Raw genomic sequence first — 15342 nt, 5'->3', positions numbered from 1 at the left:
AAACATAGGATTTGCGGGGTGTTGAGGCTGGTTTTGGTCTCGATTTCTCACATTAGCAAAACATGACTGAAATGCGGATAGATAGAATAGAAAAAAACTCGGGTTATTTAGATTCAACTACCCAAGTGCTGAACACCTCTAAGGAGGCCCTAGACGCCCTGTTTGAGTTGGCTTTGAGCCTCAAGGAGGAACACTGGAAACGATTAGATTCGACCCAAGAGTTAAAGACCCATACCTGTAGGGTCTTCCGGAGCTCTTCAGGTACTCCAACCATCACTTGGTCAAAGGTACGTTGGCGTCAGGCAGCCGCACCTGGTAAGTCCAGGAGTTGGCAATTGTTTGCGGTGTCGAAAGGCGCGGGCGATACCTTCACCCGAAAATCTATGGGACCTATGTCGGCACGCCAGGAGGAGTTGTTTCAGATTTACGAGCCGAAATTTGCGGCTATTCGTACGGCCATCAAAAAACATCGTGCAGCTATTGTCGAAACCCAACGGGCTCTGGCGGCAATGCGTAAGGAGTTTTTGGATTCACAGATGTGAGCTTGCATTGCTGCAGCCTCCCCTAAAGTCTGTGGATTATTCAACAAGAGAGCGCGGACATGCGAGAGCATCGATTCACCGATGAAGAATTGGACGTTTGGGGTGATTTGTTCACCGAAGTAAAACGTTCGGGCGCTGATCACGATCTTAGGTTTTCGCAGTTCATCCTGGCACCGTGGAACTATCTGCCGACTCAGAGTCACGAAAACGATTCCGACTTTGCACCGAAACAACATCGCCCTTCAGCCCTCAACGCTGATTCTGAAAATGGCAAGATTCGCTCTAGCGGTCATCGGCAGCTTCGCTTGGTGTCATCGCGTTGAGGTCAGGTAGGCCCGGATGGGCCTATGGCTAGGGAAAGGCTAACACCGCAAATTTCCCAAGCTCCTATGGCTAGGGAAAGGCTGGCACCGCAGATCTTCCGAGCGCGAATGGTTAGGGAAAGGCGAACGCCTCGGATCGATCGAAAAATGGCTGGGGAATGGGCAACTCACTGTACCGAGGAAAATGGTCAGGAAGCTCGAGTAGCATTGAAAATGCTGCGCTATTTTGAGGTTGCACGCATAGATATGTGCCTAGCCCAGCATTTGCGGTCCACTTGTTCTCACCATTTGAGCGTCCAAGACGAACGCTGCGTCTTCCTAACATTACAGCGTCAGTCTTCTGGTTCAAGCTGAACGCTGAAAAGAGGTCCGTCTGCATTCGGTGCTTGGCTTCCAGTTCAAGAACAACCGACCCAGATTTTTTACAAGCAACACGCTCATTTAGGATCTACGCCAGTGCAAGGGCAACCATGAGTGTGATTTCACGAGTGTCTCCCCTAGGCCGTATTAGCTTGATGGTCCTCTATCGACTGTAGGGAGTCGCGTTCGCCGAAAATGGATTCGAACGTGGGTAGATTTGCATCACTGAGGTAACAGGCCCTTGAGCTCGCAATTTGTTGTTAGCCCTATCAGCAAATGCAGCTGCTGTTTCGGTCATGTCGAGCAGCGTTTTGAATGGTCGACAGAACTATCAGCCCCCCTGGAAATTGCTTGTATGTCCGTACCGTCATCCTAGGGATGTATGAGACGGCATCCCTTCCATTTCCGGACACGTTATCGGGACTGTGACCTGGAAGTTCTCACCAATCGAGCTTTGATCGAGATACAGCATGTCAGCAGTGGACGTTACGCCAAGGCTGGATAGCTTCGAAGCAAGCTTGATTGCGATTCCCAAATTTCAGACATGTCGATCTCTGACAGCAGCTCAGCATGGTCAAACGCGATTACGATGCGAAAGACTCCGATGTCAGTAAATTACCCTGCAGCGTGATTGCTGAATTTGGCGAGTGTTGCGTTAGGACCAACATCAACTCCAGAGAGCATCCGGTCCACTTAAGCACTTGTGAATGACGCATTGCAGCGGTTTGCAGGGAAGGGCAGTCATTCTTTGAAAGTCACAAAACACCTCGCCAGTGCCGTCCTGGTAGATGCGATTACCTTCGCTCTCGATCACCAGTCGTTAGCACTCGAAATCACCCTGGTACAAAGCGATTACGATGTTGTTGTTTTTTGGCTGACAATGATTTGTCGACAACGTCCCCTGCGTTGATGTTGACATTACGCATGCTGTTGCCCTCGGCTCTCAGCATGAATGTTGCGGGAGGAATGGGGATTATCAGCTCATCTAGCGCTGAGGTGTGGGAGAACGTAATCGTTCGCTGGGGACAGAAATCCGCAGTGAATGAGCACGTAGTAGTGCACCACAACTTTCGTGTGCGATGGCTGAAATACTTGTCCGATTAGGCGTTGTTCGTGGATAGGCAATGACTGTATAAAAATACAGATGTTTACGGGCCGTCGGCAATCCGCGTCAAGGCAGAAAGCCAAACGGCTGTGATTGACTGCAAGACGTCGTGGAAAGGCGTACTGGGATTTACCAGTGAGAGATTGTGGCAAAAAAAACCCTCAAGCGGTGAGCTTGAAGGGCGCGAAGTATTGAGACGAAAAGTCTCACACATTGGAGACTTTTTGCGTTTTAGGGGGCTTCGTATCCGTAGCACGCTCCCGCTGAGTCGAACTGGTCGACCATGGGCTGACCGGTTGCAGGATTGAATGGATCCGCATCTCGCGAGGTAGATGCGGCGGGCTGGACCGCTGAAGGGGGAGGGTTAACCAAGTTGAAGAGCAAGTTGCAGATAGCGATCCAGAAATTTTGCATTTCAGTTTCTCCCGTATATGCCTTCATTTTCCCATGCCAGGGATTAATGCAACTGCCATAGGCCGATCGGTTTCATTGCGTCGGCAAATCAGATGGGTCATCAGAAGATTGTTTTGCGTGTCGTGTGGCAAAACAGCGAACTGCTTTCAACAGCACTGCGATAGCGTAAACGATGAATGTCGTAACGATCGCCAGCGTCAAGACGGAAACCGTACTGTACAAAGCAAACCACAGCGAGGAAGCAAGCCATTTCGCGAAATCAATGATCAGAGGTTGGATCTTGTCGGTTAACACGTTGGTAGCACCGATGCCCGTGACATCAGAAAAGTAACCGATGGAAATAATTCCGAAGAGAGTGGAGGTGAGAACTGCCACCGCACCGCGGAGACCAATTTGAATGTCGGCCCAACTTGGGATGGCATGTAGCGATACACATGCAGCAAAGCACACAGTTAGGGCGCCGGTTACACCGGAAAGTATTCCGAGTGAGGCCGTGGCCAGTGTATTGAGAGCTGCGTTGGTAACAAACAGCAAGACACCTGCACCCTTGGCGTCAGCGTCATAAATTGACTGTGGTGCTACGGACTCCGCAGACGCGTGCGTTAGGCAAAGGGTGACCATGACTGTCCCGCTGATCAGTGGAGCAATGCCTTGAACGAATAGCCCTATGTTCGCGCGGATCGACCTTGGCCTGTAGCGAAAACTCACGTAGCCCAATGTGCCGGTAGAACGATCTGTATGGTAAAACACCACTTTCGTGGGTTTGAGTCCGAACATCCAGCAAGCAACCAGGTGTGAAGCCTCGTGAATTGGGACACCGATGGCTCCAGTCCAGACAAAAATCGACCAAGCCTTTTTCGTCATCACGGAGAAAACAAGGGTCCAGGCACGAATTACCAGGATGGGTGCGATGTAAAGGATGATTATCAGCAGGCAAGCCTGTTGGAATTCAGGAGTGATAGTCATTTGCTACCGAATATGGCGACCGGGCTGTTCAAAAATGATTGCCGGTAGGAGTTGAGAATTTTCTTTGTGTTCGAAAAGGATTATGACGATGAGGAGAGAGCTGTCGGGGGTCTATTCGCCCCTTTAATTGAGCTTGTTTCGACTCTTTTGTGCCTTTTTAAATCTTTCTTCTTGTTTATCCTTGTTTTTAAGAGGCTGCAAGCCACGTAAATCAAGGGCTCCAGGGTAGGTATCGACTAATTAAATCGGGCGCAACGACTACCGATTCAGGGTGCTTCGACTACCGATTTCGGCCAACACGACTAAGCATTTCGGCTGTTATCCACAGGGGCTGTTTGGGCGTTATCGACTATAGATTCCGGACGGCAACGACTACCAATTCCGGCTTCTATCGACTCTCTTTTCCGGGTCGGTGCCTGTAAGCGGACAATCTTTGATCAACTCAGCACTCATTTAGCTCTCACGGTCAGAATTTGTCTAGGTTTCAGCGGGTTGCGTTGGGTTTCCTTAGGTTGTCGAAGGTTTGAATCTCTCTAACGACTAACAAAACCGGGTTCTGGGTGACCGATCAGAGCCGGAATTTGGGCCAATGTCAGGTATCGACTACCTATTCCGGCCTGAATCAGTACCCTAAAAATCTATCGACTAAGGATTTCGGTAGTGAGCCAGAAGCGCGAGGCCCTTTATTTACGGGCCGGCTGGGCTCCTTTTGAAGATCGACTATAAATTCCGGCTGTTCGCAAAGGACGCGCAGCCCCTGCGACTAAGAATTCCGGGTGTGCCGTCCTGGTAGAACATTCTTCGCCATCGACTAAAAAAACCGGGCGGCTGACGACTAAGGATTTCGGGTCGGTTCGACTACCAATTCCGGGCAATCCATCGACTAAGGATTCCGGGGTCTAAAAATAAATTGAATCGACTATTTCCCTTTTCTCTCGTAGTCGATTACATTCGACTAAACAAGTTTTGGTATTTAGTCGATGAACGATATCGTCGTGGTTCACCCACAAACCAGTCATAAGGTCACAAAGGCCAACGATCTGGTGTCGGCGTCGTACAAGCTCACGTTACAGGAGCAGCGGTTGTTGCTCATCACGATCGGCCAGATAGACTCACGTAAGCCGATCCATAAGCCAATCACTGTTCGCGCGACGGATTTTGCCGAGGTTTACAACATACCGCTCAAACAAGCCTACGAGGCGATGATTGACGCCTGCAACACGTTGTACGACCGCGACATCAAGACCAAAGAGAGCAAATCCAAGACGGTACGTTTTCGTTGGGTGGATCGCGTTGAATACGAGAAGGGTGAGGGCTGCGCAACGCTTCACTTTACGGTTCACGTTCTTCCTTACCTCAGCATGCTGAACAAACACTTCACGACTTATGAGTTGAGGCGTGTAGCTCACCTGAACAGCATTCACTCGATCCGTATGTTCGAGCTGTTTATGCAGTTCCGTGAGACCGGTTGGTACACGATCGAAGTCGATGCATTCCGGGAAATGTTGGAGCTGGGTGACAGCTACGCCAGGTTCAACAACCTACGCCAGAAAGTCATCGACCCGTCGATCAAGGAACTGAAAGCCAAGAGCAATCTTGATATCACCTACGAAACTCACACTGAGGGTCGTACCGTGAAGCGTCTGACATTCCGGTTTAAGGAAAGCGACCAGATGCGCCTGGATCTTTCCGAACCGCTTGAGCCGCTCGAAGCGCTGGCCGCGGTGGGTTGAGTTCACATTCAACCTGGTTAGGAATAAAAAGACTGCGCCATTAGCTGCACCGCATCAATCAGCCATGGAGTAGGTCGAGTGGATGTCAGTTTTTTTCTTGAGCAACGAACCGCCTTCATCCGGCATTACTTCGACGAGGCCACAGCGCCGTTTCTCGAGATAATCCGGAAAATCAATGCGGAGGAAGCCCCGTTCGAGCCTCCATACTTCGATCCAGACACGATGGATGGTGAACCCGCGTTTCTTCAAGAGTGGCTCCAAGCACAGACTGGCCTAGAGGTAGTCGGCCAGACGTGTGTCTCTATGCTCTCAGAGAGCTTAAAAGTTTTCTTTCGTACGCTAGAGCGAAACGCGGGATTGGACTGCGAAGCTGAGTGTGGTGCCAACGCCTTCAAAAAGGGCTTCATCGGTGGGTACCGAAAGTGCTTCGCGAAGCACGGTGTCGACTGGACAAACTGTCCCGTGAATTTCGCTGTCCTGGAGCAGGTGGTGTTGGCCAGAAATGCCAGCCAGCACGTCAATCACATCACCGATACAAGAGCCAGCCATAGCACTGGCGTTATCAACAAATACCCTAGCCCGCTGTTCATTAGCGACCATGAGAAAACGCTGATGCAGAACGGCACAGGTGGCTTGCTCATCGATCCGACAATCCACGTGACGCGGCCGGACTTGCATCTGGCGATTGGCGAAGTCGAAAAGCTCGCCGTCTGGTTAGAACAATGACGAAGGCATTGTGTTGGGCGCGTGCTTCGACAGGCGCGGTTAGACCATCGTTTCATAAGCTCAAGAGTTCGCTATGACAGATGAGGACTTGATCGACCGCCTGCTGTATACCGGTGAAGGAACCACACTGGATTACAAGCGGGAAGGGTATGTTACCGATGGGTCTGATGACTTTAAGAAGAGTGAGCTGCTCAAAGATATTCTGGCGTTCAGCAATACCTGGCGAACGGAGCCTGCTTACATCCTGATCGGCTTTGATGAGAGTGAGCAGGAATTTTACCCTGTCAGCCGTCACCCAGATGACTCGAGACTGCAGCAGTTCATCAACGGAAAGACGAACAAACACGTAGTGTTCTCTTACCGGGCAGTAACCTACAAAAAACAGGTGCTGGGGCTCTACACCATTGAGGTCCAAGAGCGCCCGATCTACGCAAAGAAAAAATATGGAATTGTTGAAAAGGACGTTGTGTATGTCCGTTATGGCTCCTCGACTGCGATCGCAGATCCAACGCAGATAGCGAAGATGGGCGCATTGGAAGCCATCAAAGGCGCGACAGGTGAACCGCTGCTGTCCGTTGAGCTAGTCAGCATTGGAGACCAGAAATCGCTTAACAGCGGCATCAGCTTCGCTTACACACACCTGCTGATGGATGAGTACCCAGACTATACCGTGGCGACACATGGGTACCTCAAGTTGAACGAGAGGCTGGTGAATCGAAATTACTACCGGGACATGGCTCTCTACCAGCAGGAGCAGGCAGGGGCTTTTGGTTTCAGAATGAACCTGATGAACCGAGGCACAGCTTCAGCAAACAGCGTGAGGGTACATCTGTGCTTTGAACCACCTGGCACGCTGCGTGTTAAAGCTGAGCTTGAAGATGTCCCCAGTATCGATTTTTTGCCGAAAATTCCCAGTCTCGCTACTTTGCTCAAACCGCCTTTCGACGAACATATTGAACCTGATCGGCTCACCACCGTTTTCAGCTTTGGAAAAATTCACGCTGGAGAGTCATCCCCCAGTGGCGACATATTTCTGATCACTCCGTCCTCCGAGCTCAACTCAATTCAGGTACGCATTCATGCTGACGAACTCCGAGCGCCGATCGTCTTTAACGTTTCGGCCACAATTAAGACTACTACCCAGAACTTAAGCTTTGATGAACTGATGTAGTGCTCTCGACCAGCGCTGGGTCGTGCCAAAAATGGGAGAGCCCGACCCATCGTCGAAGATCGGTAGGTCACGAAATCCGCCTGCGGGTATTGGGGGAAAAGATTCAACGACAGTGCATCCGGTCGGCGAAGATTGACGGAACGTTGCGTACACAGTTAACTGGCTATCCATACAGTTATTTATTCAGGCCAGGTTTATGAGCGTTACCCTTCTTGGTCCCATTGCCACTGGTGGGCATCCCTTAGCGATGTACTCCAGCCAGGTATCGGCTGGCTTTCCTTCTCCGGCGGCCGACCACCTTGAAAAATTGATTTCACTGGACGAGCTTTTTGAAATCCGCGCACCGCATGTGTATTTGGCGAAGATTTCGGGCGACAGCATGCAAGGCGCAGGCATTTTCAACGGCGACCTGGTGATCGTTGATCGAAGCAAAACGGCGCGTCATGGCGATATCGTCATTGCAGCGCTCAACACGGAATGCGTTTGCAAGCGTCTGCACAAACGCGATGGCCAAGTGGTGTTGATGGCCGAAAATCCAAAATTTCCGCCCAGGTACGTGATGGAAGGTGACGAGCTGGTGGTTTGGGGTGTGGTCAATTACAGCGTACGCGATCACGAGCGTTCGTCATGAACATGAAAGGTGCGCTCAAACCCGGCCCCACTGTGTTCGCACTGGCGGACTGCAACAGCTTTTATGCCAGTTGTGAGCGTGTGTTCCGGCCGGATCTGGCCAGTACACCGATCGTTGTATTGAGCAACAACGATCTGCGTAATTGCGCGCAGTTATGACGCCAAACCGTTCGTCAAAATGGGTGCCCCTTATTTCCAAATCAAGGACACATTACGCCGGCACGGTATTGTGCCCTTCAGCAGCAACTACGCGCTTTATGGTCAAATCTCAGAGCGCGTCATGACGCTGATAGAATCCATGGTGTGTGACAGTGAGGTTTACTCCATTGATAAGAATAAGTTGCATACTGTGGACGCCCAAAGTTAGATAGGGTTCCCATGGACATTGGCGCTTTTTCTTACAGAGATATCCCTTGGCTACCGTTGAGCACATCCACTTCAGTCCGCATGACCTTTCTGTCAAAGACCGCCTGATTACCTACTCGTCGAATAGCTCCCGGGTAGTAATCGAAGGGCTACCACAAATTTTCTGGGTAAACGGCTTGCCCTGGAGAGAGGCGAACCTCTGGGCTATGGAGCGTGTCACCAATGGGGAAGCAATCCTAAAGACCGTTTCCAGCAACGTTAATGGACTGCTGAACTACGCGAAGTTTTTGGAGAGCCGCAGACTTGAGTGGTTTGAGTTCCCGTCTCGAAAAGCTGATCGGTGTCTCGTTCAGTACCGTGGGGCGCTTATTAAGGCGCGAGATGCTGGTCATATCAGCCCAGCAACGGCCTCCGAGTACATGCGCAACTGCATCAGTTTCTATAGGTGGGTCAGGAAGCGTGGGCTTCTATCTCCGCTGTTGCCACTATGGAAAGACAAGCGCTTTTTCATCAAATACTTTGACCAGGTTGGTTTTGAACGAACCTTCGCTGGCACTACTACCGATCTGGGGATTCCCAACCGGAAACGCATCGGGATCACTTTGGAAGGCGGGTTGCTTCCTGTCACCTCATCTGACCGCGACGTCATTCTCGATTTTGCAAAACGTAATGCCTCGCCTGAGCTGTACCTGATGCTAGCTCTAGGCTTTTTCACGGGTATGCGACTGGGAACAATCTGTGACCTTCGTATCGGCGCGTTGGAACGTGCGATACCTGATCCGTCCGCTAAAGGCCTGCTTAGGATATTTGTGGGGCCAGGTGCGTCCCCGCCCGTGCATACCAAATTTGGAGTAACTGGCCAGGTATGGATTCCCGAAGCTTTGTGTTCAGAAGTTTTGGAATATTCCAAGGGGCTCCGCAGGTTAAGTCGCGAGGCATCTGCTGCCGATGAGAATCGAGACCTAGTTTTCTTGACTCGTTTCGGTAATACCTTCGGACGGCGCAGCAGCGATCAGTCTTCGGCCATAAACGTTGAGATGTCATCGCTTAGAAAAGCAGGCATCACAGCTGGCGTTAAGGTACTCAGGACATTTCGCTTCCATCAGTCCCGGTGCACCTTTGGAACTGAGCTAGCCAAGCTGGCTTTAGCAAATTGCGATGATGTGGCGATAGTGATTGCGACTGTTAGCAATGCATTGCTTCACGGTCGAAATTCGGAGGCTACTACCTTCAAATACATCAAGTTTGTGCAAGCCACACCCGCTAAGCAGGCCATTGCGAACAGCTTCATGGCTGCGTTTACAGGGATTTCTTCCAGGCACGGAGCGAGCAATGAATAATCGGACGTCTTCAGACCTAACGTTTCCAATGCTTGAGTACGCGAAGAACGAGACGCCTTGGGATCTGACCCCATTTTTATACAGCGGTGGTGCAAAGGCAAAAGTGAAGACTGTACGCAATGAAATCACATCAGGTGTTTTAGGGGATCCTTTGCTGGAACGGGTAGAGCTTGTAAAGGAGCTCCACGAGTGTTTGGCCGACGACCTTGTAGGCGGGGGGAGCCGCTTTTCGGCGAATAACAAGATCGGTTCGTTGCGGCAGTTTTTTCGGTGGGCGGATCAATCCGGACGCCAGTTGAGCATTGACAAGGTTGCGCAAGCTTACCTGGGGTGGGCAGAGCATCTTTTACACCGTCACCGTGTGGAAGGATATTTAACTGCCGGATCGTTATACGACACTGCAAGTTTGACAGCGACGATGCTTGATCGAGTGCTAGGCCGAAGCTCGACACTTTTGTACAGCACACGAATTCGCAAACCCAGAGGCAACGGACGGGTTAGAAATGGGAGCGCTGATAAGCAAAGTGTGGAAGAGAGCTTTTCTTTCGGGCAGTTAATTGCCGACCTCTGTACGTCACTCACTTATGAGGCTGTGGCGGGACCACTCCCCATCCAAGTGGCATTGAGATCGGGTACAACGCTACCTATCTGGTGCGGCCTTCGCGATACAGAGAAAGAAGCGTCACGACGGGTTCGACCTCAAACCAAATTCCAGATTGCGGCCATCCTTCGACACCGAGAATTCCGGGACTCTGACGTTTCAATCGAGACTCGATACCCGGCAGTAAATCTGAGAATCGAAGCCGAGATGCTTATGTTCATCGCGCAAACCGGCATGAATTTGTCGCAGGCGCATCAACTTCGGATCGACCAATACCACTATACGAGTCACCTTGATGGTTACCAAGTCAGGTCTTACAAAAAGCGTCGTCAGGGCGAAGTGCTATTTGAAGTTTTCTCAAGCTACAAGGAGTGGTTTGAACGCTACATTGAGTGGCGAAACACGTGGTTTCCGGACGACCTAGAGGGGCTTCTTTTTCCTCTCGTCCGTCTTGGGGGACGTCTCGTTGTAGAAGCTCCTCAGTTCACAGCTCTAGTGCGCCTCTGTACCGATTCCAATATTCGATTCGTTCGACCACGTAAGCTACGGGGTGCTCGTATTAACTGGTTGTTACGTGAATCGCAACGCCCTGAACTGGTCGCGGAAATCGCACAGCACACAGCTGAAACGTTGATCCGTGTGTACGCTGAGCCCAATCCGCAAATTGCGATGATTGAAATTACTCGATTTCACCGGCAATCAGATCCCGTCATTTGCTCACCTGCTCCAGGTGCTTGTGCGACGTCCTTGCCAGAATCGGTCGTAGATGCTCCGACGAATGCACCTGATCCCGATTGTATCAACGCTGCTGGTTGCCTCTTCTGCGTCAATCATCGGGATATTGAAAGCGAAGATCACGTCTGGTCGCTAAGTAGTTTGCGCGTGCTCAAGAGCTTGGAGCTAACTAGATATCGTCCAGCTTCCACGGATAGATCTGAGGAGGCTGACCATCCTGCAATGCTTGCGATTGAGCGTCTGAGTGCGAAGCTGCGGTTCTTTCAAGAAAGTAGCGAGGTGCGTCGGCTTTGGGTTGAGGAGGCACTGGCTCGCATAGCTGAGGAGAGTTATCACCCAGCTTGGGACGGATTTATTCGGCTGGCGGAAGTTACAGCGGGACCTTCCTTATGAATATCCTCACGACGTTAGGGCTTTCTATTGAGTCGCCTCTCGCCGTTCCCGGAGCGCCAAATTACCGTCCTGAGAGCTGGCCTCCGCCACCTGATTGGCCTGTCGTAATTGATGCACAGGGCAAAGTAGTAAGCCGTTGGGGCGACCCAGTTTGGAGGCTTGACCCATGGGCCAAGAAGGCGTTAACGCTAAATTTCGGGGATGGCCCCGCCACAAAAGTCGCGGCGCCCATTAGCTCGGCGAACGCTGATCTGCTTCGTATCATCACAGGCTGGTGGCTATACGGGCCGTACGGCGCTCGCGGCTATCGATCTCTAAAGACGCGGTTCGATCAGATGCGGCGGTTGTTTGTTTTGTGTGAAGAGGCAGGAATACTGGCCAGCGAATTGAGCCGCTTTCCACGCGTATGCGAGGAAATCCCTGCCTTTCTTCATGCCTCAAGAAAGACTGAGTTTCTGTCGTTAATGCATGAGCTATACGCGTCTCGCAGCGCCGTAGGGTTTACTTTGCTGGATTCGGGCTCGCTAACCCGTCTGGCTGCGCTGTTTCCACCCCACCAAACAGCTCAAACACCGTACATTCCTCCACGTATTTGGCACTACCAAGTCACCAGGCTGCGAGAGTGTCTTGATGACTTCCTATCCCATCAACAACAAGTTGAAGCTTGTTACCGGTTCAGCATTGAGGCTTACGAACATAATCATAGAGTTTCAAAAAGAGTGGCGTGCGCAAACGCACAACCTTTTTGCGGCCATAAGATGCATTTATCAGGCGCTAAAACGGGGCTTCGTTTTCTCGGAGCGTTTGCAGATACCGCGAAACGCTTCGGCATTTTTGAGCTACTTGAACGTTGGGTGGGGCGCAGTGGTGAATTGCAAGTAAGAACGCTGACTAGCTATCTGAAACTGGTCAATAGCGCAGGTTTAGCTTACATCCTTAACTTCAGCCTCATGCGAGTCGAGGAAGCTTGGAATCTTCGAGCGGGATGCCTTGAGGTCGAGCACGACAAGAATTTCGGCGACATTTTTTTGTTACGTGGACAGACGACGAAAACGCAGGCCGATAGCGACGCCCTGTGGGTCACATCCCCATCTGTAAAGGTCGCAGTGAGGGCGATGGAGGTCATTTCTCTGTTTCGGTCATTATACGCACCTCATGTAGCTGCGAGCGGGCTCACGGGGCGTTTTTTAACCTCGTTTTCTTACGAACCGTGGGCCCCATCGAGCAAGAAAAATGATCACTCACTGAGACCAAGTATTCCGTCATATTCCGACCTTTTGAGCCACTACGGCAAGGTGTTTGACTTGGAGCGTTTGCGTATCACGAGTGAGGATTTGAAATTGGCCCGGCTAGCTACTCCTACATTGCCGGAGGACTATCAAGTGGGCGCGGTATGGCCGTTAGCATGGCATCAGTTGCGTAGAACTGGTGCAGTAAACATGCAAGCTTCCGGGCTCGTAAGCGATGCCTCGCTTCAGTACCAACTCAAGCACGTCACCCGAGCGATGAGCCTTTACTACGGACAAAATCACTCGCAGATGCGTCTAGAGGATAAGGCTCACACGCTGTACGTTCGCACGATGTACGAGACGCTTGGTAGAGAGTTACAGCAGCTTACGAGTGAGCGTTTTGTAAGTCCCCATGGAGATAAACGTAAGGCTGAGATCGTTCGGCTGATCACGCCAGAGGATGCAAAGAAGATGATCGGTTTGGCGAAGAAGGGTGCCGCAGCATGTCGCCAAATCCTTCTTGGCGTTTGCTCGAGTCGCAAGCCTTGTCCGTACGGAGGAGTCGACAACATTGCTCATTGCGGGGGCGGTGATTCGGAGGATGAAAAACCTTGCCCTGATGTGCTGTATGACTCAGAACGATTGGACGCAGTCGATGATCTTGAACATGTCCTCAAAGAGCGGCTTGTTAATGCTCAGTACGGAAGTCCGCTAATGGAGTCCTTAATCGCTCAACAACGAAGCGTAGAGAGCTTCCGGCGAGTCATAGGGGGAGCAAATGGACGTTGAACTCACGGCGCGTCGCAGCGCGGCCGATCAATATCGCGAGGCTTTTGAGCGCTTGAAACTCAATAAGCCGCAGCTTCTAACGAAGGGGACACCGGTTACTCAAAACAACGTGGCCAAAGAGGCCGGGAGCGATCCGTCGGCACTTAAGAAATCACGTTTCCCGAGTCTCATCGCAGAGATAAAAACCTACATCGAACAACATGCGGAGGAGCGACCTCGTTCGTTGAACCAGATAAATCATCTTGCCCGTCAGAAAAGCCGCGCCTTGCGAGATCGGATTGAGCAGGTTGCCCGACAGCGCGACCAGCTAGCAAGTTTATTGAGCGAGGCGGATGCGAAAATCATAGAGCTGTATGACCGTATTGCTGAGCTTGAACGACAGTTACCTGCGTCCAACATACTATCGTTGGATCCACGCGGGCCCAGAAAGCTTTGAGATGGCAGTCGTGGGGGTACACGATCCGCAACTAGCCGCAAGGCTAGGGGCGATACTCAATGAGCGTGTTGTGAGGCTATGCTCAACGAGCGTCCGCTTTGGCTGACCTTGCTGACTGACCAGGGGGACGAGACGACACCTGGAGTATCGTCGAGGCGGATCATCACGACAGTCGCGGTGGATTTAGAGAATTAAAACTGTCGCTGCGAAGCCCGGCTTTCTGGGGCTTCAAGCCAACTCTGGAGGAAACGCAAAACTGTCGCAAACCCTCAAGTCTCTGCTGTGGAGCGGAGGCCTAGAGAATTAAAACTGTCGCGACCACCCGATTAGGCATGTTGCAACTGTTCAGCGAGTCACGCCTGCGCAATTGCCGACCTGAGCGGGTAGATGAATTCATCCTTCCATCTACGTTCACACATTACAGACTCAACCCAGCCGTCCTTTCTGCTCATTCTCCAACTCGGTGTGACGCTAAGAACAGAACGCGCATCGACGGTAGTGGCGACGGGGACCGGGCACATCGACAGGGCTACATTCTTTGGTAAGCCCCGCGTCAGCGGTTCAGGCGTGCTGGTGCAGGTCGGGCAGCTATAGCTTCGCTCCCATACCCGAATGCCTGATTTTGAGTTTCCAAAGCGCCCGTAACGATGCCAGACCTCAGATGGCCGTCCAAACCCAACGCCATATTTTTCGGCGCTAACTTTCACGGCAGACATGCCCAGGTCAAAATATCTTTCCACCGCCCTCATTCTAGCTGTAGGTAGAAGCCCCTTTCCCACCCTGCTTGTCCTAAAGCAACTAATGAACATTGGGGCAGTTTCACCGGAGATTCTGTTGAGAAGCAAAACACAGCCGAACGGGTAGAGCCATCTGTCTCCGCATGCACAGTTTATGAGCAGCGCAACTGGTCTTGCTGGCGTTTGCTGGTAGTGCGACAAGTCATCGTAGAATGCTTGGCCACGACACACTGCACTCGCTATATCGGCTGCATCCAGTGGTGTTTTTGCGACGAACACGGGGTTTGTTCGTGCTAGATCCTCGTTGATAACGCCCGTCAGGCCGATACTGCCGAATATCCAAAGAGTCGGAACACCAGAGCGATTGCGTTGTTCAGTGCGCTCATATGTCCGCTGCGCAGACTGAGGCGAAATCTGCACTTCTATTGCTAGGCGCGGAGCAAAGGCCGAGTCGCCAACCAGAATGTCAGCCCGCCAATCGTCTACGCCGTCTTCAAGCTCGGCTTGAATGCCTAGAGCAACCAGCTTCTTGTAAATGGCCACCTTCATGGCGATATGGTCTGGGCTTTCAGTGCTGGAGTAGCCCTCAGGGCTCTCTCCAGGAAAATGGGAAAAGTACCTGGTGATGCCTCCATCCCGTCTGAGGGTTTTGGCCTGTGCCGGAAGTTTCGTATCCGGCATGAGCACCTGGCGGCCTTTCGATATTTTCACTACTTTCTTCCAATCTTCATCGCTAAGCACTGAGG

Annotated in this window: 12 protein-coding genes and 1 pseudogene; 11 read left to right on the top strand and 2 right to left on the bottom strand. The window is 51.6% G+C overall.

The window, feature by feature from the left end; translation table 11 throughout:
* Positions 1-62: 62 nt before the first annotated feature.
* On the top strand, positions 63-542 hold the full coding sequence (gene mobI, locus A7D21_RS28740) for a conjugative transfer protein MobI(A/C) (protein ID WP_141718285.1): 480 nt from the start codon (positions 63-65) through the stop codon (positions 540-542).
* A gap of 59 nt (positions 543-601) precedes the next feature.
* Positions 602-865 carry a hypothetical protein gene (locus A7D21_RS35585; protein ID WP_141718284.1) on the top strand — a complete coding sequence of 88 codons (264 nt, stop codon included), beginning with the start codon at positions 602-604 and terminating at the stop codon, positions 863-865.
* 1951 nt (positions 866-2816) lie between these two features.
* Here A7D21_RS35585 and A7D21_RS28735 read toward each other — a convergent pair.
* A complete protein-coding gene (locus A7D21_RS28735) occupies positions 2817-3710 on the bottom strand; it encodes a hypothetical protein (RefSeq protein WP_069553277.1) in 894 nt (297 codons plus the stop codon).
* Positions 3711-4690: 980 nt separating this feature from the next.
* Between A7D21_RS28735 and A7D21_RS28730 the strand changes: the two genes are divergently transcribed.
* The 9 genes and pseudogenes from A7D21_RS28730 (at position 4691) to A7D21_RS28690 (ending at position 13859) form a co-directional block, all read left to right on the top strand.
* On the top strand, positions 4691-5443 hold the full coding sequence (locus A7D21_RS28730) for a replication initiation protein (RefSeq protein WP_064363743.1): 753 nt from the start codon (positions 4691-4693) through the stop codon (positions 5441-5443).
* A gap of 78 nt (positions 5444-5521) precedes the next feature.
* Positions 5522-6169 carry a hypothetical protein gene (locus tag A7D21_RS28725; protein WP_069553276.1) on the top strand — a complete coding sequence of 216 codons (648 nt, stop codon included), beginning with the start codon at positions 5522-5524 and terminating at the stop codon, positions 6167-6169.
* 73 nt (positions 6170-6242) lie between these two features.
* The gene (locus A7D21_RS28720; protein WP_069553275.1) at positions 6243-7340 is read left to right on the top strand and encodes a helix-turn-helix domain-containing protein; all 1098 of its coding nucleotides are present in this window, start codon (positions 6243-6245) and stop codon (positions 7338-7340) included.
* 196 nt (positions 7341-7536) lie between these two features.
* Complete coding sequence (locus A7D21_RS28715; protein ID WP_069553274.1) at positions 7537-7971, top strand: LexA family transcriptional regulator; 435 nt, start codon at positions 7537-7539, stop codon at positions 7969-7971.
* A 2-nt stretch (positions 7972-7973) separates the two neighbouring features.
* A pseudogene (locus A7D21_RS36355) lies at positions 7974-8304 on the top strand (DNA polymerase V subunit UmuC); the annotation flags it as partial.
* Positions 8305-8383: 79 nt separating this feature from the next.
* Positions 8384-9676 carry a site-specific integrase gene (locus A7D21_RS28705; protein ID WP_032873808.1) on the top strand — a complete coding sequence of 431 codons (1293 nt, stop codon included), beginning with the start codon at positions 8384-8386 and terminating at the stop codon, positions 9674-9676.
* A complete protein-coding gene (locus tag A7D21_RS28700; RefSeq protein WP_019819593.1) occupies positions 9669-11405 on the top strand; it encodes a hypothetical protein in 1737 nt (578 codons plus the stop codon). The genes A7D21_RS28705 and A7D21_RS28700 overlap by 8 nt, the downstream gene beginning before the upstream one ends.
* Positions 11402-13423, top strand: a complete 2022-nt coding sequence (locus tag A7D21_RS36350) for a hypothetical protein (RefSeq protein WP_236183096.1) — start codon at positions 11402-11404, stop codon at positions 13421-13423. The genes A7D21_RS28700 and A7D21_RS36350 overlap by 4 nt, the downstream gene beginning before the upstream one ends.
* Positions 13413-13859, top strand: coding sequence for a hypothetical protein (locus A7D21_RS28690; protein ID WP_019819597.1), 447 nt, complete (start codon positions 13413-13415; stop codon positions 13857-13859). Before A7D21_RS36350 ends, A7D21_RS28690 begins: the two co-directional genes overlap by 11 nt.
* 353 nt (positions 13860-14212) lie before the next feature.
* Here the strand turns inward: A7D21_RS28690 and A7D21_RS28685 are convergent.
* Positions 14213-15342 (bottom strand): competence protein CoiA family protein (locus A7D21_RS28685; RefSeq protein ID WP_218188705.1); only part of this gene is annotated, 1130 nt, incomplete at its 5' end.

The sequence above is a fragment of the Pseudomonas sp. AP19 genome, assembly GCF_001728855.1.
Taxonomy (GTDB): domain Bacteria; phylum Pseudomonadota; class Gammaproteobacteria; order Pseudomonadales; family Pseudomonadaceae; genus Aquipseudomonas; species Aquipseudomonas fluorescens.
The sequence above is the reverse complement of the archived record's forward strand: the minus strand, read 5'-3'. Positions and strand labels throughout refer to the sequence as shown.

What these genes read in the sequence shown, in the direction of transcription:
- A7D21_RS28690 (WP_019819597.1), top strand. Translation starts at nt 13,413, where the DNA reads ATGGACGTTGAACTCACGGCGCGTCGCAGCGCGGCCGATCAATATCGC.
- mobI (WP_141718285.1), top strand. Translation starts at nt 63, where the DNA reads ATGACTGAAATGCGGATAGATAGAATAGAAAAAAACTCGGGTTATTTA.
- A7D21_RS28730 (WP_064363743.1), top strand. Translation starts at nt 4,691, where the DNA reads ATGAACGATATCGTCGTGGTTCACCCACAAACCAGTCATAAGGTCACA.
- A7D21_RS28735 (WP_069553277.1), bottom strand. Translation starts at nt 3,710, where the DNA reads ATGACTATCACTCCTGAATTCCAACAGGCTTGCCTGCTGATAATCATC.
- A7D21_RS28715 (WP_069553274.1), top strand. Translation starts at nt 7,537, where the DNA reads ATGAGCGTTACCCTTCTTGGTCCCATTGCCACTGGTGGGCATCCCTTA.
- A7D21_RS28700 (WP_019819593.1), top strand. Translation starts at nt 9,669, where the DNA reads ATGAATAATCGGACGTCTTCAGACCTAACGTTTCCAATGCTTGAGTAC.
- A7D21_RS28720 (WP_069553275.1), top strand. Translation starts at nt 6,243, where the DNA reads ATGACAGATGAGGACTTGATCGACCGCCTGCTGTATACCGGTGAAGGA.
- A7D21_RS36350 (WP_236183096.1), top strand. Translation starts at nt 11,402, where the DNA reads ATGAATATCCTCACGACGTTAGGGCTTTCTATTGAGTCGCCTCTCGCC.
- A7D21_RS35585 (WP_141718284.1), top strand. Translation starts at nt 602, where the DNA reads ATGCGAGAGCATCGATTCACCGATGAAGAATTGGACGTTTGGGGTGAT.